Source organism: uncultured Maribacter sp. (assembly GCF_947500985.1).
GTDB lineage: Bacteria > Bacteroidota > Bacteroidia > Flavobacteriales > Flavobacteriaceae > Maribacter.
Genome location: NZ_CANMTX010000005.1, coordinates 177,349 through 202,120, shown reverse-complemented (window position 1 = coordinate 202,120; position 24,772 = coordinate 177,349). Strand labels below are relative to the sequence as shown.

Genomic DNA, 24,772 nt, shown 5'->3' with positions numbered 1-24,772 from the left:
AATGGAACAAACATGGCGTTGGTACGGACCAAAAGACCCGGTATCCCTATCAGATATAAAACAAGCAGGTGCAACCGGAATAGTTACTGCATTGCATCAAATACCAAATGGGGAGGTTTGGTCTACTGAAGCTATTAACGAACGAAAAGAAATAGTTGAAACTGCTGGACTTTCATGGAGCGTAGTAGAAAGTATTCCGGTACATGAAAATATAAAAACACGTTCAGGTGAATTTGAAATTTATATCGAAAATTACAAGAAAAGTATCGCCAATTTGTCAAGTTGCGGTATTCCTATTGTGTGCTATAATTTCATGCCTGTTTTAGATTGGACACGTACTTCTTTAGATTTTGAAGTTGAGGATGGTTCAAGAGCCTTGCGTTTTGATACTACCGCTTTTGCTGCCTTCGAGCTTTATCTACTCAAAAGACCGGGTGTAGAAAATAGTTATTCAAATCAGCAGAAAGCCGACGCTAGAACGTATTTTGACAAACTTTCAAAGGAGGAAAAAGAAGCTTTGGTACAAACAATTATAGCCGGACTTCCAGGTGCAGAGGAGGGGTATACTTTAGAACAGTTTCAATCTATTTTAGATACTTATAAAAATATCGACTCACAGACTCTGAAAGAGAATCTAATTCATTTTTTAAAGGAAATCATTCCAATTGCTTCCGGTAATAATATTAAAATGTGCATCCATCCAGATGATCCGCCGTATTCTATTTTAGGTTTACCAAGAGTGGTAAGTACAGAAGAAGATTACGCATTTATTTTTGAACAGGTACCTGATTTTGCTAATGGAATTACCTTTTGTACAGGTTCACTAGGTGTCCGAGCCGATAATGATTTGGTGCAAATTTTCAAACGGTTTTCAGATAGAGTACATTTTCTTCACTTTAGGAGCACGCAACGTGACACCAAAGGTAATTTTCATGAAGCGAACCATTTAGAAGGGGATGTTGACATGTATGGAGTTGTAAAAGAAGTGGTCATAGAAGAACGTAGAAGAAAAGTGGAAGGAAGAACGGATGCGATAATACCAATGCGACCAGATCATGGGCACCAGATGTTAGATGATCTTCACAAAAAGACAAACCCTGGATATTCAGGTATTGGAAGATTACGCGGGTTAGCAGAATTACGGGGTTTAGAGATGGGTATAAATAAAAGTATTTAGAAATGGAGATAAACGCTAATCATTTTATTACCGAGGATTTCCTTCTTAATTCAGAAATAGCCTGTACGCTATACCATGATTATGCGAAAGAAATGCCCATTATCGATTACCATAATCACTTATCTGCCAAAGAAATTGCAGAAGATGTTCCTATTGAAAATATCACGAAAGCTTGGTTAAGTGGTGATCACTACAAATGGCGCGGTATGCGTGCGAATGGTATTGAAGAAAAATATATTACAGGGAACGCTTCTTCAGAGGAGAAGTTTGTCAAATGGGCGGAAACTGTGCCTTACACACTTAGGAACCCATTATTCCATTGGACACAGTTAGAACTCAAACGCTATTTTGATATTGACGCTATTTTACAAAGTAGTTCAGCAAAGTCTACTTATACTAGGGCGAATGAGATATTAAGGATAAAGACACCTGCACGGCTATTAGAAGAGATGAACGTTAAGGTGGTTTGCACTACAGACGACCCTACAGATGATTTAAAATACCACAAACAAATTGCTGAAAAAGGTTTTTTTACCAAAGTGTATCCAACCTTTCGTTCAGATAACTTGTTTTTAGTTGGAGGATTTATTTACGGTCTATTAAAATATCCTGAAGATGATCAGAACGCACTTGATTTTGCAGTGGCAGCTTCCTGTCTAAAACATACTATTAAAGGTGATGCGAATTTAGTAACCGTACCTGAAGTTGAAAAGCTAATGAATGGTGATGCGTCAGGTAGAGTGGCTAGATAGCTAATAGAAATGAATAAATGCTAATAATCGAAGAATCTAATAATTAATAATCTATATAAATGGCACAATATTCTAGAATAGAAGTAGCAATAGTAATGAAGGAATCGGGTATGGTTCCTTTGTTTTATCATGCTGATATTGAATTAGGAAAAAAAGTTTTAAAAGCCTGCTATGATGGTGGAGCACGTTTAATGGAATTTACGGCTCGTGGTGATTTTGCTTATGAAGTTTTTTTAGAACTTAATAAATATGCTATTAAAGAACTACCGGGAATGATAATGGGTGTAGGCTCTATAACAGATGCAGCAGCAGCTAGTATGTTCATGCAAATGGGTGCTAATTTCATAGTAACCCCATCTTTAAAAGAAGACATTGCCAAGGTTTGTAATAGAAGTAAAGTATTATGGTCTCCTGGTTGTGGTTCGTTAACTGAAATCAACAAGGCCGAAGAACTGGGTTGTGAAATTGTTAAGTTATTTCCGGGATCTACTTATGGCCCCGGATTTGTGAAAGCAATAAAAGGTCCACAACCTTGGACGAGTGTAATGCCTACAGGCGGTGTTAGTACTGAAGAGTCTAATCTTAAAGGGTGGTTTGATGCTGGAGTTACTTGTGTTGGAATTGGTTCTAAATTAATTTCAAAAGAAATTTTGGCTAATGAAAATTACAGTAAACTAGAACAGGAAGTTAGAAATATACTTACGTTAATTAAATCGTTACAGCAATAAATTTTGAAAATGAGTCAAATAATTATGATTTTATATTTCTAAAATCACAATGTTTAATAATGCCAAATCTAGAATAATAGTAATATACAAACCCTAACCCAAGTAAATCATACTAAATATATGTCAACATCAATGAAAACAAAGTACTGGAAAGAGAATCTAAAATATTTAGGCATTCTCTTATTTATATGGTTTATAGCTTCTTTCGGATTTGGAATCATTTGGGTAGAAGAATTGAACAGTATCAAATTAGGCGGATTTAAACTAGGTTTTTGGTTTGCCCAACAAGGCTCAATTTATGTATTTGTAGTTTTAATTTTCGCATACATACTATTAATGAATAGACTAGATAAAAAATATAATTTTGATAAATAGAATAGTATGGATTTAAAAACATGGACTTGGGTTTTAGTTGGTATAACGTTCTCTATTTATATTGGTATTGCTATTTGGTCTAGAGCAGGCTCAACAAAAGAATTTTACATTGCAGGTGGTGGGGTTTCTCCACTAGTAAATGGTTTGGCAACAGCTGCTGATTGGATGAGTGCCGCCTCATTTATTTCGATGGCGGGCTTAATATCTTTTAGCGGTTATGATGGTTCCGTATATCTAATGGGTTGGACAGGGGGTTACGTGCTACTTGCTCTCCTGCTAGCGCCATACCTACGTAAATTCGGGAAGTTTACTGTTCCTGACTTTATAGGTGATCGTTACTATTCTAATGTGGCTAGGAGTGTTGCGGTAGTATGTGCCTTATTGGTTTCTTTTACTTATGTGGCTGGGCAAATGAGGGGTGTTGGATTAGTTTTTTCAAGATTTTTAGAAGTAGATATTAATACTGGGGTCATTATAGGCATGATAATAGTCTTGTTTTATGCCGTATTAGGTGGCATGAAGGGCATTACGTATACACAAGTGGCTCAATATTGTGTGCTTATTTTTGCCTTTATGGTGCCAGCTATTTTTATATCAATACAAATGACTGGCAACCCTATTCCACAAATAGGTTTCGGAGGGTATGATAGTGAAGGTGTTTCACTTTTAGAAAAATTAGATAGTTTGCATCGAGACCTTGGTTTTGCAGCGTATACTTCAGGAAGCAAGTCAAAATTAGATGTGTTTTTTATAACCGCTGCCTTAATGGTAGGTACAGCAGGTCTTCCTCATGTAATTGTTCGTTTTTTTACCGTTAAAAAAGTAAGCGATGCGCGTAAATCAGCTGGTTGGGCATTATTACTTATTGCTATCTTATATACTACCGCACCTGCCATAGCTGTTTTTTCAAGAATAAACCTAATAGAGACGGTTAGTAATAAAGATTATGAAGATTTACCAAGCTGGTTCAAAAATTGGGAAGACACTGGCTTAATTTCATTTAACGATAAAAATAGTGATGGTAAAGTGCAATACGTAGCGGACCCAAAAGTAAACGAGCTCATTGTAGACAAGGATATCATGGTTTTGGCAAATCCTGAAATTGCACAATTGCCAAATTGGGTTATTGCCTTAGTGGCTGCCGGTGCTTTGGCAGCTGCATTATCAACAGCTGCAGGTTTGCTATTAGTTATTTCTGCATCAGTCTCACATGATTTAATTAAAAAAATGGTAAAACCGGACATTTCAGAAAAAGGAGAATTAATTGCAGCACGTTTAGCTGCGGTTTTTGCAGTTTCTGTAGCGGGTTACTTTGGAATTAATCCCCCAGATTTTGTAGCTGCAACTGTAGCACTTGCTTTTGGTCTTGCAGCAGCCTCTTTTTTTCCGGCTATTATTCTAGGTATTTTTTATAAGAGAATGAATAAAGAAGGTGCTATTTCAGGTATGATTGCAGGTATTTTACTCATGTTATTTTATATGCTCAAATTCAAATTTGATTGGTTTGGAGGTGGCACAGAAAGAGAATGGTGGTTCGGAGTTTCTCCAGAAGGATTTGGAACCGTAGCAATGATTGTAAATTTCGGGGTATCAATTGTTATTTCAAAATTCACCCCAGCTCCCCCAAAAAATGTACAGGAAATAGTTGAGAGTATAAGAATACCAAGTGGTGCAGGAGAAGCCATTAATCATTAGTAATTAAGTACATGAGTAATTATCATATTAAACATCTAGAAGAATACTATCAAGTATATCGTAAGTCGGTTCGTAATCCAGAAAGTTTTTGGGACGAAATTGCGGAGGAGCATTTTGTTTGGAGAAAAAAATGGAACAAAGTATTAGATTGGAATTTTTCAAAGCCAGAAGTAAAGTGGTTTGAAGGGGCTAAACTAAACATTACAGAAAACTGTATAGATAGGCATTTACATATAAGAGGAGATAAAACGGCTATACTTTTTGAACCTAACAATCCTGACGAGGAGGCACAGCATATTACCTATAAACAGCTGAAAGAGCGTGTTTGTAAAATGGCTAACGTGTTACGAGAGAAGGGTATAGAAAAAGGAGGTAGAGTCGTTATTTATTTACCAATGATTCCCGAGCTAGCTATTTCACTTTTAGCTTGTGCACGTATAGGTGCAGTTCATTCTGTTGTGTTTGCTGGTTTTTCATCAACAGCATTATCTACTCGTATTAATGATTGTGGAGCAAAGATGGTTCTTACATCAGATGGTTCTTATCGTGGGGCAAAGACAATTGATTTAAAAGGTATTGTAGATGACGCCTTGGAAGACTGCCCAGGAATAGAAAGTGTTTTAGTAGTAAACCGTATTAATTCGGATATTAAAATGAAGGAGGGCAGGGATGAGTGGTTAGCTCCTTTGATGGAGGATGCCTACGCAGATTATCCACCAGAAGTTATGGATGCTGAAGACCCATTGTTTATTCTGTACACTTCTGGCTCTACAGGAAAGCCCAAAGGAATGATGCACACTACAGCTGGGTATATGGAAATACAGCTTACACATTTAAAAACGTATTTCAATATCGTGAAAATGACATATACTGGTGTACAGCAGATATTGGTTGGATTACGGGTCATTCATACATAGTTTACGGTCCGTTAGCTAATGGTGCAACTACGGTAATGTTTGAAGGAGTACCATCTTATCCTGATTTTGGTCGTTTTTGGGATGTAGTACAAAAACATAAAGTAACTCAATTTTATACAGCGCCTACGGCAATTAGGGCCTTAGCGAAAGAGAATTTAAACTTTGTAACGGAACATGACCTTTCTAGTCTTAAAGTATTAGGAACTGTAGGAGAACCCATAAATGAAGAAGCTTGGCATTGGTACAATGACCATGTTGGAGATAAAAAATGTCCTATTGTAGATACTTGGTGGCAAACAGAGACAGGTGGAATTTTAATTTCTCCGATACCATTTTCAACACCAACGAAACCTACCTATGCAACTTTGCCTCTTCCTGGTATACAACCTGCTTTAATAGACGAGAACGGAGAAGAGATAACAGGTAATCAAGTAGATGGTAGATTATGTATAAAATTCCCATGGCCATCAATGGCAAGAACTATTTGGGGAGATCATCAACGTTATAAGGATACCTATTTTTCTGCTTTTAAAAATATGTACTTTACCGGGGATGGAGCACTAAGAGACGAAGTTGGTTATTACCGTATTACAGGTCGTGTAGATGATGTTATTATTGTCTCTGGTCACAATCTAGGCACAGCTCCAATAGAAGATGCTATTAATGAGCATCCAGCTGTTGCCGAATCTGCCATTGTAGGATTCCCTCATGATATTAAGGGTAACGCTTTATACGGGTATGTAATTCTAAAGGAAACGGGGGAGTCTAGAGATCGCGATAATCTTAAGAAAGAAATTAATCAAGTCATTACAGAACATATTGGACCTATTGCAAAATTGGATAAAATACAATTTGTTCCAGGTCTCCCTAAAACGAGAAGCGGAAAAATTATGCGGCGTATTTTAAGAAAAATAGCATCCAAGGATACAAGTAATCTTGGAGATACCTCCACTTTGTTGAATCCGGAAGTAGTCGAGAATATAATAGAAAAAGCGCTCTGATTAATAATTCAAAATTCACCATTTTTTATGTGTGATTTTTCACTTTAAAACTCATGAAAAAGACAACACTAAAAGAGCTTGCGCAAATTTTAAACCTTTCTGTCTCTACAATATCTAAGGCACTTAATGATAGTATTGAGATACCTAAAAAAACCAAGATAAAGGTTAGAAAAACCGCTGATGAATATGGGTATGTGCCTAATTATTTGGCCAGAAGTTTAAAACTTGGAGTAAAACAAAAGACCATAGGTCTTGTAATTCCTAATGTTACCGGAGGTTTTTTTGCGAAAGTTTTGCATGGTATTGAAAAAGAAGCTTCAACCTATGGGTATAAAGTATTCGTTTGTATTACAGATGATAAACATATTAAAGAAAAAGAGAGTTTGCAAAGTTTGATAAAGGATAACGTTGACGGTATTTTAATTTCTTTCGCAGAAGAAACCCAGCGTAAAAATAAAACATCTTACATAGAAAATTTCTTTAATCATAATTTACCCATCGTACAGTTTGATAGAGTTTATGACAAATTGGTTGGAGACAAGATTACTATTAATGATTTCGATAGTGCATATACCGCTACCGAATATTTAATTGAAACTGGGTGTAAAAAAATTGGATTCATAACAACAATTTCTAAAACGAGTATAGGTGAACTCCGTAAAGAAGGTTATTTGATAGCGATTAAACTAAATGGTCATTCTCATGATGGTTTTATATTTAATATTGAAAATTATGATGGTTTAAAAAAAATGTTAAAAAAGGCCATTTGTGAACATCAAATTGACGCTTTTTTAATTACCGATGAATTGTCTGCTTTTTGTACTTTGAATACTATTCAGGCTCTAGGTTATAAGGTGCCAAATGACGTTTCAATTATTGGTTTTACAAATGGATATTTAACTAGATACTCAAACCCATCTATAACAACAGTTTGCCATCAAGCATCTAATATGGGAAGTACTGCTGCTAACATTCTTATAAGCCGTATTGAGAGTAAAAATATAGAAAGCCCTTCTCATACTATTATTAAAACAAAATTAACTATTGGTAATTCTACTAAAAAATTGATATAATTTTTATAAATTCAAGATTAAAAAGGTTAGGTAGTACAAAGTTACGAAGGGACAAGTGAGGCATGCTTAATGTCGATTCTACTTTTAAATGTCAAAGGTCGATCTTTGATTTTTTCGTCCTTTGAGACACTCGTTGTGTTTTAATAATTTTTTTGAATAAAATTGGAATCTGTCAAATATTGGTTTATATTTTATGTGGTCAGAAATAAATTTCTTTCTTGAAAATGTTTTGACACTTATTCAATTAGACAGCCCATTCCCCTGCATTCCGCGAAAAGCTTCATTCTTGGAAAAAAGCTTCGCTAAAAAAGGTCTTGGACACAATGTCAAAGATTACGATTTCCACTACACTAAACCCGCAAAAAGTGCGGGAAACGCTTCATTTCCAATATCCATCTTAGAAATTAAGTCTGCCCTATATTCTACCAAAATATTAGTAATCGATTAGCATAACCCGTTCAGCACATTCCTCTTTATTCCGTTTCCCTACATTTCAGGGAAAGAGCTTCACTAACAAAAGGTCTTGGACACAATCCCCAATTTTAGCTTTCCATTCTGCTAACCCATTCCGCTGCGCCGGAATGAAACGCTCCATTCCAGAGCTAAAATCGTGAATCAAGTCCGCCAAATCCGAATTCCATTATTCATTTGGTGTCACTTCCTATGGTTTTGTACTTCACAAAGTCCTTTAGATTCTCCTTTCGTACCATCACTGTTATTCCCTTTTTATGCCAGCAAAATACCAACATTGGGAAGTTGAACGGACTGCATAAACCGTTCTCGCTGCGCTCCACTTTTTATAAGTCCTTATCAATTCCAAATATTGAAAAAGTATCAGCAACAAAAAAAGGGAACAGCGACGGCACTATGGGAAGTAAATCTAAAATGAAGGATATGAAATCTTACAAAAACATCAAAAAGGAAGCGACACCAAAAAAAACAAAAAAGGAAAACGCTCTAGATATAATAAGTAAATCACTTCAAAAAAAATAAACAAAAACTATCTGAATGGTTCAGGTAGCATTTTAATTAATCTTTAAATCTATTACTATGAGTACTTTAAAAAATCATGTACAGTTAATTGGGAACGTTGGACAGGAACCAGCTATTACAAATCTTGAAAGCGGTAAAAAAGTAGCCCGTTTATCGTTGGCAACAAACGAGTATTACAAAGACGCCAAAGGCGTAAAGCAAACTGAAACGAATTGGCATACCGTGGTAGCCTGGGGTAAAACTGCCGATATCATTGAAAAATATGTCGTAAAAGGTAAAGAGATAGGGGTAACCGGAAAACTTAAGACTAGGACCTATACCACTGATGATGGAAACCAACGCTATGTTACGGAAATCGAAGCGAACGAAATGCTATTACTTGGAAGTAAGAACGACAAATAGAACTTAAAATTAAAGAGGGTGTAACCGTCTAAAGATGCGCCCTCTTTTTTCATTATTCACACCTTAATACGATGCACAATGAAATCGAAGATTCACGAACACCAAAACAAATATTTACAAGTGAGTAAAGCACAAGTTAACGAAATCAAAGAAGGTTTACAACATTTTCACGGAACGGAAATGTTCTATCAAATCCCATTATTGCGAACCCGTTTTACGGACGGATTAAAGTATTTAGCCGAAGTCGCTGAATGTTTTTGGCTGATAACAGACACTTCAGTAATGGCAAAAAACTTGATGAACCGAAGCGAGTTTATAACGATAGACTTCAAAAGGCTGAATAAAGAAAAGCAGGATTTTGAAGGATACGAAGCGGAGATAATTTACAGCGATGGCAATGATACTATTTTGGAAAAGCAAAGGTATAGCGTAACCGATTTTCCGCTCGATGAACTGCGGTTGTTTTTTGTAAATGATACGTTAATGTTACCTAGCGAATATTAAAATCTACAGCTATGGTATATCTGAATTTTACAGACCTGAGCGAAGAGGCTCAAAACCGACTTTTAGAAAATTCTAAGAAAGACGTTGAACGAAAATTTGGCGATAGTATTCGGAAATATATTAAAGGAAATCGCACCTGTTTTGAAACGATGGTTGAGTAAGAAGCAATACGAAATTTATATTCCTATACTTTTGTTTTTAACCCTTAAATTTTGAAATAACTAAATTGACACCTCTAAATTTTCAGGGGTGTTTTGCTTTTAGGGAATATCATATTAAGAAAAAAATTGTATCTTTAGTTTGCTGATATACAGCATTCAATTTTAAGTAGGGTTATCCATTTTTCGACTTTCGCCGATAACCATACACATCGAAATAATAACATATCGGAAATTCATTTCCTTTAAATGGCAATTGGCTTTGTAGCCAGATTGTATGAAATTTTTGTTCGCCTGTAGCGAACGAAAAGGAATAGCAAGAGGGTAACACGCTATGCGGTGTTAAGCATTCCTTTTCGTTTTCAAAACGCTGATATTCAGCTACTTGAAAATTATTTAATTTCTTGACCTTCAGCAATTTGCGACAAACGCCTTGTAAACGCCTGTTTTTAGGGAAGAATTTGCGACAAATTGGCGAAATATGGACTCATTTATTGGAATTAGATTTAAGAAAGAGACTACAAAACGTTTCCAAACATTCTCCCGAACTTACTTTAAATCGCATACCGAGGCAATGGCAACGATGCTCGATTTTTTTTTCTACAACGAAATTTCGCCAAAGGAAAAATTAGGTCCTACAGGGCGAACTATTGAAGCTAAACTCTTAAAAAGAATCAACGCGGTTATTGCAATTATGAGGGATGTGGAAAAGACACAGACCAAACCTACGGTAGCTATGATTCAATCACTTTTTGAAACAGAAGAGCCAAGGAAAAAACCCATGATGATAGAAAAGAAATACGCTAAAGAAAACAAAGAAGTAGGTTTGGGAGAGAAGCAAAATCCGAGTAATCAATTCTAAATATTTGAGCTATGTACATTACAATTACACCTCAAAAAATGGGTGCTAACTATAGTCAAAGTTCAGGGGATTTTGTAGGCTATTTGGAGAAAGAAAATCAAGGTTTAGAACAACAGGATATGGAACACTTTTTTAATCAATTTAGCGACGAAATTTCTGCGGAGGAGGTGGTTAAAGAAATTGATGGAAACACAGTAAAACTAAAAAAGAAAGAACCTAAATTCTATTCGATTACAGTGAGTCCTTCCAAATATGAATTACGCAAACTTGAGAATAGTAGTCAAGATTTAACTTGTTTTGTTGATTTTTTTAACCCAAAACTATATATTTGATTTATCAGAGAGTAAAGCATTTTACTTTGAGGTCATTTATATTGCCGTCAACAATTCGGCTAACAGCTTAGTTTTTGAATATGTAACTGTTTGATTTATAAGTTATTGTGGGGTAGGGGTATAACCCTGCCACCCCGACAAAAACCAGTTCAGAAATGAACTGGTTTTTTTTTGCTTTAATTTTAGCCTTTGTTCAGATGTGTTACTTGGTCCTAAATCTTTTTATAATCTAATATTCTCTATAGTACCGTGATGATTACAATTGAATTTACTTCAACGTAATTTATATTTACATTAAACTTATTATTTATAGGGCATTAATGATTTGTAGGTCTTTTAAAGCCGTTACAGAAACATTATCTTCCAATCTGACTCATATCAGCTTGCTTACGAATTTCGCCTTGTAATGGTAGCGAAAATAGATTACGGCATATAAATCAAAGTGTAGTTTTCAATTTGTGAAGTTGTTATTTGTTATGATAATTTTTTCAAAAAAAATCAAGTTATTAATTCACAATAATTACAGCCTTACTAAAGAATTCAATTCAATTTTTTAGTTAGACTCTTTATTCAGCATAGATATCCATAATTTCAGCACTAAACTTCTCTCTTATAACCCGACGCTTTAATTTAAGGGTAGGGGTTAATTCTGCATCTGCACCATCAGCATGTACAGGTAGCCATTCACGAGCAATAAGTTTGAACTTTTTAATTTGTTCTACATGGCTAAATTCAGGATTGTACGTATCTATAATCTTCTGGTATCGTTTTAATACTTTTGGGTGTTTTATTATTTCGTCTAAACTGGTCCAGGGAATTTCCTTTTTATTACAATAACTTTTTAAAGCTTCTTCTGCAGGCACTATCAAAGCGGAAACAAATTTTTGTTTGTCACCGATTACCATCATTTGTTCTACTAAAAACTCCTCTTTTATTCTATTTTCAATTGGTGCTGGGGCAACATATTTACCTCCAGATGTTTTAAGTAATTCTTTTTTTCTATCAGTAATCTTAAGAAATTCTCGACCTGTAGGTCCTTTTACTAATGTACCTATATCACCAGTACGAAACCATCGCTTGCCATCTATTTCGCAAAAAACCTGGGCATTTACTTCTGGTTTCTTGTAGTAGCCCATCATTACATTTGGACCGTATGCTAAAATCTCACCTTCACCTTCTCTGTAATCTCCGCCTTCTTGATCAATTAATATTTCTACTCCATTAATAAGAGGACCGGCAGAACCTAATAGTGCGCCATCGGGCTCCATAGTATTTACACTTAATGTTGGTGAAGTTTCTGTAAGTCCGTACCCTTCACGTATTGGAATACCTGCTGCGCAAAAAACACGCATTACTTTTACAGGGCATGGGGCAGCGCCTGTAACAACTGCATTTATATTACCACCAAGAGCATCGCGCCATTTAGAAAAAATTAATTTATCGGCAATTTTCCATTTCAACTTTTTACCAAAAGATAATTTTTGATTTATTTCATAGTCATCGGTTAATGATAAGGACCAAAAGAAAAGCTTCTTTTTTATTCCATCTAAAGCCAAGCCTTTATTATAAATAGCCTCGTATATCTTCTCAAGCAATCTTGGAACGGTTGTAAATGTTGCGGGTTTCACAGCAGCTAAATCGCCATCTGGACCGCTTAAATTATCTGTACCTGCAAAGAATATTTTAGCACTTTTGTAATAGTATACAAAAGACACCGATCGTTCGTAAATATGGCATAAGGGTAAAAAACTCAACACATTATTACCAGGCTTGGCTTGTAAATGTGGAGAAGTTTTCAAAGCGATGTGCATTATGTTTTTATGCGATAGCATAACACCCTTTGGGTTTCCGGTAGTACCTGAGGTATAAATAATTGTAGCCAGATCTTCAGTTGTAATTCCGCTTTTAATTTTTTCAACTTCCGCCTTATGTGAATCATTGAATAAATCTTCCCAGAAGGGAATGTCAGTTTGCTTGTCTAAAGTGTAGATATGCTTTAAAGTGGTAACGTTTTTACGTGTAGCATTTAATTTCTTGTACAAATCTCCACCTCCACAAAAAGCTACTTTTACCTCTGCTTCATTTAAAATATATTCATACTCACCTACACTAATTGTCGGATACAGAGGAATACTTATCAATCCGGCCATTTGCATGGCAAAGTCTAGAATCATCCACTCTGGTCTATTTTTATAAGTAACAAAAGCAACCTTATCGCCAGGTTTTAGACCAAGATTCAATAATCCTGATGCCATACTTTCCGCAGTTTCTTTAACTTCCTGCGAACTATATGATTTCCATTTACCAGAGGTATCTCGACCGTTTATAGAGTTTTCTAATGGATGATTTTCTAATTGGTAATATAAGAGGTCAAAGAGTCTAGTCATTGCTTTGGATTGTTTTTTGTTAATTTTAATTGAGATAAATTACACGTGATTTTATTTAATTATATAAGTTGAGGTTTTAAGAAAACATAAGACTAATAAATTCTACAACACAGGCAGGCTTTTCAGAACCTTCGATTTCAATTGTACAATTCCATATAACTTTTAAGCCAGAATCACCGTATTCTTCAATGTTAGCGATATTACCTATAAGTCGAAGACGACTATCGACCAAAACAGGACTAGGAAAACGAACTTTGTTTAATCCGTAATTCACCCCCATTTTTGCTGACTTTACCATAATGAGATCTTCCAGCATTTTAGATAGTAATGACACTGATAAAAAACCATGAGCTACTGGTTTTTTAAAAGGAGAGTATTTATTCGCCTTTTCAACATCAACATGAATCCATTGATGATCTCCCGTAGCTTTGGCAAAATCGTTGATCATTTCTTGAGTTACGGTTATCCAATTACCTACTGGTAGTGGTTTGCCTTCGAGTTCTCTGAATGCCTTAAAATCTTCTATTTCTAACTTTGCCATATTATTATCTTGAAGTTCCACCATCTATTGTTAAACAAATACCAGATACAAATCGCGCCTCATCTGATGCCAGATATAAATATCCGTAAGCGATATCAATAGGCTGTGCAACAGTTTTTAGAGGTATACTTGCTTCAATAGCAGCAAAATGCTCTTTAGGTATTTTAGCAACCATATCGGTCATGGTAAAACCTGGTGCAATTGCATTGGCAGTAATGCCATACTTACCTAATTCAACAGTCCATGTTTTTGACATTGCTATAACTCCGGCTTTTGTAGCTGCATAATTTGTTTGACCAAAGTTACCTCGTAACCCAACATTAGAAGCAGCACTTACTATTCGACCATATTTGTTGGCTTTCATGTATGGTGCAGCAGCTTGGGTGCATAAAAACACACCTTTTAAATTCACGTTTACCACAGAATCAAACTCTTCTTCACTCATTTTTTCAAGAGTTTTATCTCTTGTAATTCCGGCATTGTTAATAAGGATATCTAGTTTTCCGTACTTATCGTTTATCGATGCAAATAAGGTTTCAATAGCCGATTTTTCTGTTACAGATACGGAATGAAACTCTGCTTTACCACCACTAGCATTTATGCCATCTGCAACTGCTTGCCCTTCTGGTAATAGGTCTACTATTATTACTGTAGCACCTTCTTTTGCAAATAATTCTGATATCGCTTGTCCTATTCCTCTAGAACCACCTGTTACTACTGCTATTTTGTTTTCTAATCTCATGTTATTCTATTTTGTAATTTCTATATTCTTGACAGTACTAGAAGTGACAGTCATTTTTCTTTATTTATATTTTTCAAATCTTAACAATCAATTTGCCTTTCACTTTTCTTTGGGTCATTTCTTCAAGAGCAGTTGCTGTATCTTTTAAATCATAAACAGCGTGAATATGTGGTTTTAGTTTGCCTTCGGCATGCCATTTCATTAAAGCCATTGTATTGTGCATATTCGCTTTAGCATCTTTCATTGCGAATGCACCCCAAAAAACACCAACTATCGCTGCTTCTTTTAATAGAGGAAGATTCAGCGGAATTTTAGGAATATCGCCAGCAGCAAAACCTACGACCAAATACCTGCCATTTCGGGCAATACCTCTAAAGGCTGCTTCTGAATATGTTCCGCCTACAGGGTCATATATAACATCTACACCTTTACCATCAGTTAGTTCTTTTATGGCTATTTTTAAATCTTGGGTAGTGTAATTAATTGTTTTGTCAGCACCATATTCCTTACATAAATCGAGTTTATCATCAGTTGATGCAGCAGCAATAACCGTTGCACCCATAAGTTTGCCAAGTTCAACAGCGGCTAAGCCTACACCACCTGAAGCACCTAAAACCAAAAGTGTTTCACCTTCTGCCAAATTACCTCTGTCTTTTAAGGCATGGTATGAAGTTCCATACGCCATAAGAAAAGAAGCGGCAATGGGAAAATCCATCTGGGGAGGCTTTGGGAAACAAGCATTTGCAGGAACTAGAACTTCTTCTGCCAAACCACCATGAGCTACAAAACCAAATACTTCTTGACCTACTTTTAAATGAGAAACACCTTCGCCAACTTCTTTAACAATACCGGCGACGTCACTCCCTGGTGTAAAGGGCAATTCTGGTTTGAACTGATATAAGCCTTGAATAATCAATGTATCTGGAAAATTCAATCCACATGCCTTGACTTCGACTAAAACCTCTTTTGCCTTCGGTTTTAAATTAGCAACATCTTCCAATACTAATGAAGAAGGAGGACCGAATTTTTTACATCGTATAGCTTTCATATATAAGTTCTTTGTTTTTCATTTCTGTGTAAACAGAAATATTTTAAATCTCGCATTGTTAAGTTCTCCACTGCGCTCTAAGTGGTGGTATACTTTTTATTCCTCAATTATTTTTAATATCAATTTCCCCATTTTATCGCCAGAGAAAAGACGATTGTATGTTTCTGGGAAATTTTCTATTCCATCGTAGATGTCTTCTTTGTTTTTTAGTTTTCCTTGCGCCATCCATCCGCCTAAAATTTTAGCTCCTTCTGCATATCTATCTGCATAATCAAAAACAACCATGCCTGTCATACTAGCTCTATTTACTAATAGAGACAAGTAGTTACTAGGTCCTTTCATAGCGGTTTTATTATTGTATTGAGATATTGCTCCACAAATAACTATTCTAGCATGCATTCGAAGTCTTCCTAAAGCTAAATCCAGAATTTCTCCACCTACGTTATCAAAATAAACATCTAAACCTTTTGGGCATTCTTCTTTTATGCGGTCTTTTACATTCTCGTTTTTATAATCGATACATGCATCGAAATCTAATTCATCAACAACATATTTACACTTGTCAGCACCGCCTGCAATACCTACAACTCTGCAACCTTTTATTTTAGCTACTTGACCAACAATGCTACCAACAGCACCTGCGGCCCCAGAAACTAAAACAATATCACCTTCTTTTATTTTGCCTACTTCTGTAATTCCAAAATAAGCGGTCATACCTGTCATACCTAAAGTACCAATGTAGGTGGGTAGGGGAGCAAGGTTTGGGTCAACTTTGTAATAGCCTTCACCTTCTGTGGCAATGTATTGTTGTACACCAGCATAACCGGCAACGTAATCACCAACCTTAAATTTTGGGTGATTATTTGACTCTATTACTTGCCCCACAGAACCTGCTCGCATTACAGAGTTAATTTCCATGGGTGCTATATAAGATTTTGCATCATTCATCCAACCACGCATAGCAGGATCTAGAGATACATAATGTTGTTGTATCAATACTTCACCTTCTTTGATTGTAGGAATAGGGTTAGAGACTAATGACCATGTTGAAGCGTCAGCATCACCAGTGGGTCTTTTTACAAATAATAATTGTTTATTCATGAGTTAGTTATTTTATGATCAATCTGATAAGAGTTAGAATCTGATTGATTTTAATTTATGATCGTTGAGTTTTTATTTTTTCTTACCTGAAAAACTTTCTACATAAGCTTTCATCTTTGCTCGTATTTCTGGTTTCCACCAAAGTTCAGCAGCTTCTTTTAGAGAGTTTTTACCATCTGCATCTAATTTTTCAAGAAGATGTTTTCTAATTTTAGCTTTGGTATTTATCCAAATTTGTTGGTCTGCTTTCATGTAAAGGCGCATTTGTTTTTCTGCGCGCTCCAAAACATTTTCTAATGGAACAAGTTCATCTACCAAACCGGCAGATACTGCTTCTTTACCGGTTAATAATTTTCCCTCTAGAATATATCTGCTTGCCAAACCATCACCCATCCAAAAAGCATATACTTCGGTTAGATTTTGACTTATTTGAATGTTTACCGCAACCTCATTAAGACCAATTACATATTTATCTCCATCGGCCATATAGCGATTATCACTTGCTACAGCTAAAACACAACCTCCGGCGGGTGAATATCCTGTAATGGCAGAAATGAAGGGTTTTTTAAATTGTACCAGTTCTAAATACAGAGTACCGAACGATGAAAAGAAATTTTCTATTTGGTTTTTGTCATATTGAAAGAGTTCAATTAAGTCTAAACCTGCAGAAAAATAATGCGGTTGACCAGAAAGGATAACTCCTTTAACTTCATCATTTGCTGCTATAGATTTAAAAGTATCTCGCAATTCAGCTACCATTTCTGCATTGATAGCATTGACTTTACCGCGGTTCATTTGTACAATAGCGTACTCGTCTTTATAAGTTATTTCTAATGTCTTCATATATTTTATAAGGATGTTCCTCCGTCTAATGTTAATGTTTGCCCAGTCATGAATTTTGAATTATCAGAAGCAAGAAAGCAAATACCTTCTGCAATTTCATTGGCCTCACCAAATCTTTTCATGGGTATTAATCTCTTCAATAAATCGCCCATATCTGGTCTTACCGTAAGTAATTGGTCTAATAAGGCAGAATGTGTGTAACCAGGGCAAACCGCGTTAATACGAATATTTTTACTGCCATATTCCAAAGCTGCTGACTTTGTCATACCAACCACAGCAAATTTGCTAGCACTGTAGGATAAATTGTTTCCTGACGCTTTTAGACCTGCTAAAGAAGCTACATTAACAATGGTGCCATGACCTTGCTTTATCATTTGTTTTAATGCAGCCTGCATACAGTAAAAAACACCTGTTTGATTAACGGCAATGACATTATGCCAATCGTCATGGGTATGCTCAGCGGTTTTCAATTGGTGCTTGCCACCAATACCGGCATTATTAACAATGACATCTACACGGTCATATTTTGAGACTGTTTGCGCTATTAGGGCTTCAACCTCTTCAAATTTTGTAACATCAGTTTTTGTGGCAGATGCAACACCACCATTTTTTTCAATTTCAGCAGCTACTTTTTCTGCATTGCTCAGGTTGATATCTGACGCCACGACGGTTGCGTTTCGTTCGCCTAAAAGTTTGGCTGCAGCTGCACCTATACCGCTTCCGGCACCTGTTATTATGACTACTTTATCTTTTAAATTCATCTATTTTGTTTTATTCTTAGTTTCTCTAAGCTCTTCTAATTTTGATTCTGGTATTCTAGTCACATTGAATTAACCTTGAATCTAATAAGGCTTGGTCTCTTAAATGTGAAGGATATCCCTCTGCTTTTACCATCCCTAAAAAGTCAGCTACGGTGTTATATTTTATCAACAATATTTTGTCCCATAGATTTTCATCTGCTGGTCCAATTAATGTTCGTTGAGGTTTTCCCATATAAAGAATTTCAGCATTTGCTTTTTGAAAGAACGGCATAGCCGCTTTCATGTAGTTTTTATATGATTCAGCTCCTGTTAATCCAGTTTCTATAACGGTTTCTTTAAATTTCAAAAGGTTAAGCATCACCACGGGCTTGTCCATAGGTAATTGCGCAAATGCCTTTAATTGCTCCGTGTTAATTTCTGTATGTGATTTTTCTTCCAAATGCTTAAAATAAATTGTCTATCTGTTTTTTTTGTATCGCTTCCCAAGCAGTCTTGCAACATAGTTCAGCGGCCTTGTTCAATTGGGCAAATTTTGGGTCGCTTGTATGCCCATGCTTATATCGATAATAAATTTGTTGTGCGATTACTGCTATTTTGAATAATCCGTAGGCATAATAAAATACTAGATTATCTATGTTTCGACCACTTTTGGCAGCATATTGTTGCACAATTTCAGACCGTAGCGGGTTGCCCTTCATTACTGTTGGTGATTGTAAACCTTTTTTCATAAAATCTGGATCTGCTGCTGTAGTCCAGTATCCTAAAGAAGTGCCTAAATCCATTAAGGGATCACCTAGCGTGCACATTTCCCAATCTAGAATAGCTATTATTTCTTTCCAGCTATTATCCTTAAAAACCACATTGTCATATTTAAAATCATTGTGTATTAGAGTGTGGTCGTAGCTTTTAGGTTGATTTTCTGACATCCATTTCATTACCTTCTCTGCGGTAGGTACATCATCTGTTGCGGCAGCCAAATATTGCTTGCTCCAATTCCTTACTTGTCGTTCGACATAACCATCTGGGCGTCCTAAATTTTCAAGTCCTGCTGCTTTGTAATCTATTGCATGAAAGGCAACAAAAGTATCTAGCCAAGTATTAGAGATTGTTTTAAAATCATTTTCAGGAATCTGTCTTTTATGTGCTTCTTTAGCGGTCAAAATAATCCCTTCTACTTTACTCATAATATAAAAAGGAGCATCTATAATATCAGTATTTTCTGTATACGTGTACGCTTTCGGAGTTTTGTCAAAAACGGAATTTAAGTTTGAAATTACTTTGTATTCACGGCTCATATCGTGCCCGCGTTTTGGAGCAGCGAAAGGTGGTCGTCGTAAAACGTATTCTTTATTTTCAATATTCAGTAAGTAGGTAAGGTTTGAAAAGCCATTGGCAAATTGCTCAACTTGAAGTTGACTTTCGACATCAGCAATTAAATTGTTCTCAAGAAGAAATTTCTTGAGATTTATCTGATTTAATTCTTCACCTTCTCTGACTGGTTTTATATTCATATGTTATTTTCTTTCCCAAATAGGAGGGATGCTTTTGAAATTGATTGATGTTTCTATGGCTTACCTGTTTTACGATGTCGATATTGGTAAACCGCGATATTTTGGTTGTTGAACTTCTTACTTTATTTGGCGTATTTCTTAATAACATTCTTGCCTAACTGACTCATGTGAACCTCATCTGGACCGTCTGCTAATCTCAATGTTCTCGCAGCTGCATAAAAGTGAGCTAATGGTGTATCGTCGCTTACGCCCATACCGCCTAAAATCTGAATGGCTCTATCTATTACGCTCAAAGCCATTTTTGGTGTAACAATTTTTATCATCGCAATCAAATCTTTTGCTTCTTTGTTACCTAGCCTGTCCATCTTATCGGCAGCAGATAATACCAGCAAACGTGTTTGCTCAATTTCACAAGCTGAACTTGCAATATCTTGTCGTACACTACTAAACGTATCTAAAGTTCTACCAAAAGGCTTACGTTTAGTAGTGCGTTCTGCCATGATTTCTAGCGATCGTTGTGCCATGCCTATTAGACGCATGCAATGATGAATTCTACCCGGTCCCAATCGTCCTTGGGCTATTGCAAAACCTTGACCTTCACCCATTAATAAATTTTCTTTTGGAACCCGAACGTTCTCTAGTAAAATTTCTGCATGCCCTTCGGGAGAATCAGTATAGCCAAAAACGGGTAAGTGTCTTATGATTTTTAGCCCCGGAGTATCCATAGGTACTAAAATCATACTTTGTTGAGCATGTCTTGGAGCATCAAAATCTGTTTTCCCCATTACAATGCTAATCTTGCAATTTGGATCCATAGCACCAGATGACCACCATTTTTTACCATTAATGACATACTCATCACCATCAGCAACTATAGATGTTTCAATATTAGTAGCATCTGAAGAAGCAACATCTGGTTCAGTCATTAAAAAAGCAGAACGTATTTCGCCATTCAATAATGGTTTCAACCACTTGTCTTGCTGTTCTGGAGTACCGTATTTTGCTATTACTTCCATATTACCTGTATCAGGAGCATTACAATTAAAAATTTCGGGAGCCCATATAATACGACCCATTATTTCAGCCAAGGGAGCATATTCTAAATTGGTTAATCCCGGGCTTAAATCGCCATAAGACTTTGGAAGAAAAAGATTCCATAGACCGGCGTCTTTAGCCTTTTTTTTCAAACCTTCTAATCCTGGCCATTTTTTCCAGGCATTATTAGGGTTGTGATGAAAAGAATCTACCTCGACCTCTATTGGGTTGATGTGTTCTTCCACAAAAGCTTGTACTTTTTGTTGTAATGCGATTGCTTTGTCACTATGTTCGAAATTCATTAGCTTTTTCTTTAATCAACTTAATACTTAATACTAATACTTTGTACTGATTACTTTCCTTAACCTGAGATTAAATATCCTCCATCAACAGTATAGACACCGCCTGTCATATAAGATCCTGCATCTGAAGCTAGAAGCATTACTATACCTGCTAATTCATCGGGTTCGGCTATTCTTTTCAATGGCACTACACCTGTATAACCTGCTACCATTTTTTCGTTGGACCACAGTGCTTGACTAAGCTTTGTTTTAACAAGACCAGGGCAAACTGCATTAGAACGAATACCATGTCTTCCCCATTCTTTTGCCTGATTTTTAGATAGCATTATTAAAGCTGATTTTGTAACGCTATATAAGCCAAGTTTAAAACCTGGGTGAATACCTTCTACAGACGAAATATTAATGATGCTACCGCCGCCTTGTGCTTTCATATGTGGGTGAGCTAAGTTTGAAAGTAACCAAGGCGCTTTAACATTTACATTCATTATTTTATCGAAAACTTCTTCATCAGAAGCTTCTAACGGACCGTAATATGGATTGATAGCAGCGTTGTTTACTAAAATATCTATTCTTCCATATTCCTCAATGGTTTTGGCTATTAATGCTTCGCGTTGGTCTGCTTCGCCAATGTGACATGCAATACCGATTGCTTCAAAACCAGCTTCTTGCATTTCTTTAGCAATAGCGTCAACAGCGTCTTGTTTTCTACTGCTGATGACTACTTTAGCTCCATTTTCTGCTAGGCCTTTAGCTATAGAGAGTCCTATTCCTTTACTAGAACCTGTTATTACGGCTACTTTTCCAGTAAGATCAAATCTTTGTTTTATACTCATTTTTCGTTGTTAGTTGATAGAATTTATGTCATACTGAAAAATATTAATCAGTCTTATTTTTGGACTATACCCAGTATGACATTTTAGAATCTAGTATTTTAATTATACAAAAACTTCCTTATCGGTACCTATAGTCAAGGCTGTCTTATTGTCAATTAAAATTTCTGCTAATCCTGTAGTTTTTGGCAATTCATACTTGAAGTAGAATTGCATTGTATGTATTTTACTTTCGTAGAATTCAGCACTGTTTTCTTTATTGCCAGTTACAAGGGCATTTTGTGCTTCTCTAGCTAAGTCTAACCATAACCATCCCATTAAAATGTTACTGAAAAATTCCATAAATGGGGTCGCATCTGCTAAGAAACGTTGGTAATCACCCTTCATGGCAAAGCCCATTAATGATTTCAATACATATTGCGTTAACTCTAATTTGGCAGCAAGTTTTTTTGCATATGGGGCTAATGAATCATGTGCCATGCTAGCCTGAATTGAGTTACTTATTTCTACTGATAATAGTTTTAACGCTTCGCCATTATTCATGGTTACCTTTCTGCCTAATAAATCTTGAGATTGTATACCCGTGGTACCTTCATAAAGCGCAAAAATTCGAATATCTCTTAGGTATTGTTGCAAAACGTAATCAGAACAAAAGCCATATCCGCCTAAAACTTGTACCCCATTGTCAACAGATGTTTTGCCCATTTCTGATGGGTATGTTTTTACAACGGGAGTCATTATTTCTAATAATAATCTATATTTTTCTCGTTCTTCTGCAGTTGCACTTGCAAGAGAAAGGTCATGGTATTTTGCCGTTAAAAAAATCAGGCTTAACGAACCTTCAGAAATTGCTTTTTGAAGCAATAACATTCTTCTAACATCTGGGTGGTTAATGATTAATGTTTGTTCTTGATTAGCATCTTTTTTACCTGTGCTTGTAAGCTTACGTCCTTGAGGTCTTTCATTCGCATAATTTAATGAAGCATGATAAGCAGCTGTAGCAATTGCTGCAGCACCTCTACCAACACCAATTCTTGCTCCGTTCATCATTAAGAACATATATTTTAAACCTTGTTGTGGCTCACCGACTAACCAACCTTTGCAATCTTCTTTGTCACCGAAAAAGAGGTGTGTTGTACAATACCCCCGTTGACCCATTTTTTGAAAATCTGCAACTGTAGTAACATCATTTGGGGTTAACCCACCGTCTGAAGTTGGTCTCTTTTTTGGTACTACAAAGAGAGAAATCCCTTTTGTACCTGCAGGAGCTCCTTTTATTCGAGCTAATACTAAATGCACAATGTTCTCTGCACCTTGGTAATCTCCTCCTGAAATAAATATTTTTTGTCCGTTTATTTTATATGAATCGCCATCTGGTGTAGCAGAGGTGACAATATCAGATAAAGAACTACCTGCTTGTGGTTCTGTTAAGCACATTGTACCGCCCCAAGTACCTTCTAACATTTTTGGTACATAGGTTTCGTTAAGTTCTTTATTACCAAAATGTGTTATTAATTCTGCAGAACCTACGGTTAAACCAACATAGCCAGGTAAGTAATTGTTAGCAGCTTCTTGTATAAAAGCAGAAGCATTCAATACCATTTGAGGCAGTTGCATACCACCATCTTCATATGAAAAAGATCCAGAAATAAAACCCATTTCACCAGCGGCTTTCATGTATTTGTTTACCTGCGGATGTACTACAATTTCACCATCTTTAAAATGTGCCGGTTGTTCATCCATCTCTCTGAAATAAGGAAATAATTCTTTGTCAGAGAAATCCTTAACAGAATTTAAAAGCATTTCTATAGAGTCTTTATCATACTCGGCATAACGTTCTTGCTCAAGTACATCTTGTACACTATGTACTTTGTATAATAAAAATTTAAGGGTTTCTAAGTCTACATATTGGTTTGCCATATCGAATTTTATCTTTGAAATTATCGTACGACAATTTAGAATTATTTCATACGAAACTGATTAAACCAGTTTAATAAAATAATAATATAAGGTTAAAATTTTACGATTATGATAATTTAAGAGGTATAAAGCAGATTAAAAATATGTAGTTGTTAATTATTTAACTCTGTTGCGATATGCTTATACGCTTTCTGATTTTTGAAAGTCCGACTGGGGTTAGTCCTAAATATGAGGCAATTAAATACTGTGGTACTCTTTGAAGTAAATCTGGGCGTTTTTCTAGAAGACGTAGATAACGTTCTTCGTTTGTTCTATTGCTTAATCTTTCGACCCGAGTAAAAATTTTCATAAAAGCCTCTTGCATTGAAAGGCGGCCAAAACGCTCTAATTGATGCGATTTTTTGAATGAATTTTCGCCATCAGATTTTGATATGGCATACACAATAGTATTTTCAGAAGCTTTTAAATAATAGTCAGAAGGTGTTTCTTTTACATAGGCAGGTAAATCTGTAAAGAAGATATCTTCTGTATAGAATTCAAGCACTTTTTGCTCACCCTCTTCCAATTTATAATAGTAAATACAGCCTTTTGCAACGTAGTAAAAGTGCTCTACCATTTGCCCAGGAGAAATTAAGGTATCACCCTTCTTAACATCAATTCTTTTATAATAGCCTAACCAATGGTTTAAAAGATCTTCGTCAACCTCTGTATATGAAAGAATTTTATTTTTAAGGTTCTTTAAATAATCTTTGGAAACAGTTGAAGTCATTTATTTATAAAAT

At 35.8% G+C, this 24,772-nt stretch carries 23 protein-coding genes and 4 pseudogenes; 14 read left to right on the top strand and 13 right to left on the bottom strand.

The features are described from left to right. The first annotated feature begins 1 nt into the window (after position 1). The 14 genes and pseudogenes from uxuA to Q0871_RS12730 all read left to right on the top strand — a co-directional run. Positions 2 to 1,177 (top strand): mannonate dehydratase, encoded by a 1,176-nt coding sequence (gene uxuA / locus Q0871_RS12795; protein ID WP_299324134.1) that lies wholly within the window; start codon positions 2 to 4, stop codon positions 1,175 to 1,177. A 2-nt stretch (positions 1,178 to 1,179) separates the two neighbouring features. Next, positions 1,180 to 1,737 (top strand): annotated as a pseudogene (locus Q0871_RS12790) (glucuronate isomerase); the annotation flags it as partial. Between the two features lie 9 nt (positions 1,738 to 1,746). Then, positions 1,747 to 1,929 (top strand): annotated as a pseudogene (locus tag Q0871_RS12785) (sugar kinase); the annotation flags it as partial. 59 nt (positions 1,930 to 1,988) lie between these two features. Beyond that, positions 1,989 to 2,657, top strand: a complete 669-nt coding sequence (locus Q0871_RS12780) for a bifunctional 4-hydroxy-2-oxoglutarate aldolase/2-dehydro-3-deoxy-phosphogluconate aldolase (protein WP_299324130.1) — start codon at positions 1,989 to 1,991, stop codon at positions 2,655 to 2,657. A 132-nt stretch (positions 2,658 to 2,789) separates the two neighbouring features. After that, positions 2,790 to 3,032, top strand: coding sequence for a DUF4212 domain-containing protein (locus Q0871_RS12775; RefSeq protein WP_299324126.1), 243 nt, complete (start codon positions 2,790 to 2,792; stop codon positions 3,030 to 3,032). Positions 3,033 to 3,038: 6 nt separating this feature from the next. After that, on the top strand, positions 3,039 to 4,727 hold the full coding sequence (locus tag Q0871_RS12770; RefSeq protein ID WP_299324121.1) for a sodium:solute symporter family protein: 1,689 nt from the start codon (positions 3,039 to 3,041) through the stop codon (positions 4,725 to 4,727). Between the two features lie 11 nt (positions 4,728 to 4,738). Beyond that, positions 4,739 to 6,645 (top strand): annotated as a pseudogene (gene acs, locus Q0871_RS12765) (acetate--CoA ligase). Between the two features lie 53 nt (positions 6,646 to 6,698). Then, entirely contained in the window at positions 6,699 to 7,718 is a 1,020-nt protein-coding gene (locus Q0871_RS12760) for a LacI family DNA-binding transcriptional regulator (protein ID WP_299324116.1), read from the top strand. A gap of 756 nt (positions 7,719 to 8,474) precedes the next feature. Further along, on the top strand, positions 8,475 to 8,711 hold the full coding sequence (locus Q0871_RS12755; RefSeq protein ID WP_299324112.1) for a hypothetical protein: 237 nt from the start codon (positions 8,475 to 8,477) through the stop codon (positions 8,709 to 8,711). 57 nt (positions 8,712 to 8,768) lie between these two features. Next, positions 8,769 to 9,113, top strand: a complete 345-nt coding sequence (locus Q0871_RS12750; protein WP_299324109.1) for a single-stranded DNA-binding protein — start codon at positions 8,769 to 8,771, stop codon at positions 9,111 to 9,113. A 78-nt stretch (positions 9,114 to 9,191) separates the two neighbouring features. Then, positions 9,192 to 9,617, top strand: a complete 426-nt coding sequence (locus Q0871_RS12745; protein WP_299324105.1) for a DUF6876 family protein — start codon at positions 9,192 to 9,194, stop codon at positions 9,615 to 9,617. Between the two features lie 11 nt (positions 9,618 to 9,628). After that, positions 9,629 to 9,778: a hypothetical protein gene (locus tag Q0871_RS12740; protein ID WP_299324102.1), complete on the top strand. Its 150-nt coding sequence runs from the start codon at positions 9,629 to 9,631 to the stop codon at positions 9,776 to 9,778. A 478-nt stretch (positions 9,779 to 10,256) separates the two neighbouring features. Further along, a complete protein-coding gene (locus tag Q0871_RS12735) occupies positions 10,257 to 10,637 on the top strand; it encodes a BfmA/BtgA family mobilization protein (RefSeq protein WP_299324099.1) in 381 nt (126 codons plus the stop codon). Between the two features lie 11 nt (positions 10,638 to 10,648). Next, a pseudogene (locus tag Q0871_RS12730) lies at positions 10,649 to 10,927 on the top strand (DUF5712 family protein); the annotation flags it as partial. Positions 10,928 to 11,535: 608 nt separating this feature from the next. Here the strand turns inward: Q0871_RS12730 and Q0871_RS12725 are convergent. From Q0871_RS12725 to Q0871_RS12665, 13 genes are all read right to left on the bottom strand, one after another. Continuing rightward, complete coding sequence (locus Q0871_RS12725; protein ID WP_299324095.1) at positions 11,536 to 13,356, bottom strand: long-chain fatty acid--CoA ligase; 1,821 nt, start codon at positions 13,354 to 13,356, stop codon at positions 11,536 to 11,538. Positions 13,357 to 13,432: 76 nt separating this feature from the next. After that, positions 13,433 to 13,897 (bottom strand): MaoC family dehydratase, encoded by a 465-nt coding sequence (locus Q0871_RS12720; protein WP_299324092.1) that lies wholly within the window; start codon positions 13,895 to 13,897, stop codon positions 13,433 to 13,435. 4 nt (positions 13,898 to 13,901) lie between these two features. Then, complete coding sequence (locus Q0871_RS12715) at positions 13,902 to 14,639, bottom strand: SDR family NAD(P)-dependent oxidoreductase (protein WP_299324089.1); 738 nt, start codon at positions 14,637 to 14,639, stop codon at positions 13,902 to 13,904. A 73-nt stretch (positions 14,640 to 14,712) separates the two neighbouring features. Beyond that, positions 14,713 to 15,687, bottom strand: coding sequence for an NADPH:quinone oxidoreductase family protein (locus Q0871_RS12710; RefSeq protein WP_299324085.1), 975 nt, complete (start codon positions 15,685 to 15,687; stop codon positions 14,713 to 14,715). A 96-nt stretch (positions 15,688 to 15,783) separates the two neighbouring features. After that, on the bottom strand, positions 15,784 to 16,788 hold the full coding sequence (locus tag Q0871_RS12705) for an NADP-dependent oxidoreductase (protein ID WP_299324082.1): 1,005 nt from the start codon (positions 16,786 to 16,788) through the stop codon (positions 15,784 to 15,786). 72 nt (positions 16,789 to 16,860) lie between these two features. Beyond that, complete coding sequence (locus tag Q0871_RS12700; protein WP_299324079.1) at positions 16,861 to 17,631, bottom strand: enoyl-CoA hydratase/isomerase family protein; 771 nt, start codon at positions 17,629 to 17,631, stop codon at positions 16,861 to 16,863. A gap of 5 nt (positions 17,632 to 17,636) precedes the next feature. Continuing rightward, a complete protein-coding gene (locus Q0871_RS12695; RefSeq protein ID WP_299324076.1) occupies positions 17,637 to 18,392 on the bottom strand; it encodes an SDR family NAD(P)-dependent oxidoreductase in 756 nt (251 codons plus the stop codon). A 55-nt stretch (positions 18,393 to 18,447) separates the two neighbouring features. After that, positions 18,448 to 18,831, bottom strand: a complete 384-nt coding sequence (locus Q0871_RS12690; RefSeq protein WP_299324072.1) for a hypothetical protein — start codon at positions 18,829 to 18,831, stop codon at positions 18,448 to 18,450. A 4-nt stretch (positions 18,832 to 18,835) separates the two neighbouring features. Continuing rightward, positions 18,836 to 19,903, bottom strand: coding sequence for a phosphotransferase family protein (locus Q0871_RS12685; protein ID WP_299324067.1), 1,068 nt, complete (start codon positions 19,901 to 19,903; stop codon positions 18,836 to 18,838). Positions 19,904 to 20,025: 122 nt separating this feature from the next. Further along, a complete protein-coding gene (locus Q0871_RS12680) occupies positions 20,026 to 21,240 on the bottom strand; it encodes an acyl-CoA dehydrogenase family protein (RefSeq protein ID WP_299324062.1) in 1,215 nt (404 codons plus the stop codon). 59 nt (positions 21,241 to 21,299) lie between these two features. Then, complete coding sequence (locus Q0871_RS12675; RefSeq protein WP_299324057.1) at positions 21,300 to 22,073, bottom strand: glucose 1-dehydrogenase; 774 nt, start codon at positions 22,071 to 22,073, stop codon at positions 21,300 to 21,302. A 102-nt stretch (positions 22,074 to 22,175) separates the two neighbouring features. After that, positions 22,176 to 23,990: an acyl-CoA dehydrogenase gene (locus tag Q0871_RS12670; protein ID WP_299324053.1), complete on the bottom strand. Its 1,815-nt coding sequence runs from the start codon at positions 23,988 to 23,990 to the stop codon at positions 22,176 to 22,178. Between the two features lie 160 nt (positions 23,991 to 24,150). Then, positions 24,151 to 24,759: a Crp/Fnr family transcriptional regulator gene (locus Q0871_RS12665; protein ID WP_299324050.1), complete on the bottom strand. Its 609-nt coding sequence runs from the start codon at positions 24,757 to 24,759 to the stop codon at positions 24,151 to 24,153. Positions 24,760 to 24,772 lie beyond the last annotated feature (13 nt).

Bases quoted from the DNA above. Each gene is read 5' to 3' on its own strand.
- uxuA (WP_299324134.1), top strand. From the start codon at position 2: ATGGAACAAACATGGCGTTGGTACGGACCAAAAGACCCGGTATCCCTA.
- Q0871_RS12780 (WP_299324130.1), top strand. From the start codon at position 1,989: ATGGCACAATATTCTAGAATAGAAGTAGCAATAGTAATGAAGGAATCG.
- Q0871_RS12775 (WP_299324126.1), top strand. From the start codon at position 2,790: ATGAAAACAAAGTACTGGAAAGAGAATCTAAAATATTTAGGCATTCTC.
- Q0871_RS12770 (WP_299324121.1), top strand. From the start codon at position 3,039: ATGGATTTAAAAACATGGACTTGGGTTTTAGTTGGTATAACGTTCTCT.
- Q0871_RS12760 (WP_299324116.1), top strand. From the start codon at position 6,699: ATGAAAAAGACAACACTAAAAGAGCTTGCGCAAATTTTAAACCTTTCT.
- Q0871_RS12750 (WP_299324109.1), top strand. From the start codon at position 8,769: ATGAGTACTTTAAAAAATCATGTACAGTTAATTGGGAACGTTGGACAG.
- Q0871_RS12745 (WP_299324105.1), top strand. From the start codon at position 9,192: ATGAAATCGAAGATTCACGAACACCAAAACAAATATTTACAAGTGAGT.
- Q0871_RS12740 (WP_299324102.1), top strand. From the start codon at position 9,629: ATGGTATATCTGAATTTTACAGACCTGAGCGAAGAGGCTCAAAACCGA.
- Q0871_RS12735 (WP_299324099.1), top strand. From the start codon at position 10,257: ATGGACTCATTTATTGGAATTAGATTTAAGAAAGAGACTACAAAACGT.
- Q0871_RS12725 (WP_299324095.1), bottom strand. From the start codon at position 13,356: ATGACTAGACTCTTTGACCTCTTATATTACCAATTAGAAAATCATCCA.
- Q0871_RS12720 (WP_299324092.1), bottom strand. From the start codon at position 13,897: ATGGCAAAGTTAGAAATAGAAGATTTTAAGGCATTCAGAGAACTCGAA.
- Q0871_RS12715 (WP_299324089.1), bottom strand. From the start codon at position 14,639: ATGAGATTAGAAAACAAAATAGCAGTAGTAACAGGTGGTTCTAGAGGA.
- Q0871_RS12710 (WP_299324085.1), bottom strand. From the start codon at position 15,687: ATGAAAGCTATACGATGTAAAAAATTCGGTCCTCCTTCTTCATTAGTA.
- Q0871_RS12705 (WP_299324082.1), bottom strand. From the start codon at position 16,788: ATGAATAAACAATTATTATTTGTAAAAAGACCCACTGGTGATGCTGAC.
- Q0871_RS12700 (WP_299324079.1), bottom strand. From the start codon at position 17,631: ATGAAGACATTAGAAATAACTTATAAAGACGAGTACGCTATTGTACAA.
- Q0871_RS12695 (WP_299324076.1), bottom strand. From the start codon at position 18,392: ATGAATTTAAAAGATAAAGTAGTCATAATAACAGGTGCCGGAAGCGGT.
- Q0871_RS12685 (WP_299324067.1), bottom strand. From the start codon at position 19,903: ATGAATATAAAACCAGTCAGAGAAGGTGAAGAATTAAATCAGATAAAT.
- Q0871_RS12680 (WP_299324062.1), bottom strand. From the start codon at position 21,240: ATGAATTTCGAACATAGTGACAAAGCAATCGCATTACAACAAAAAGTA.
- Q0871_RS12675 (WP_299324057.1), bottom strand. From the start codon at position 22,073: ATGAGTATAAAACAAAGATTTGATCTTACTGGAAAAGTAGCCGTAATA.
- Q0871_RS12670 (WP_299324053.1), bottom strand. From the start codon at position 23,990: ATGGCAAACCAATATGTAGACTTAGAAACCCTTAAATTTTTATTATAC.
- Q0871_RS12665 (WP_299324050.1), bottom strand. From the start codon at position 24,759: ATGACTTCAACTGTTTCCAAAGATTATTTAAAGAACCTTAAAAATAAA.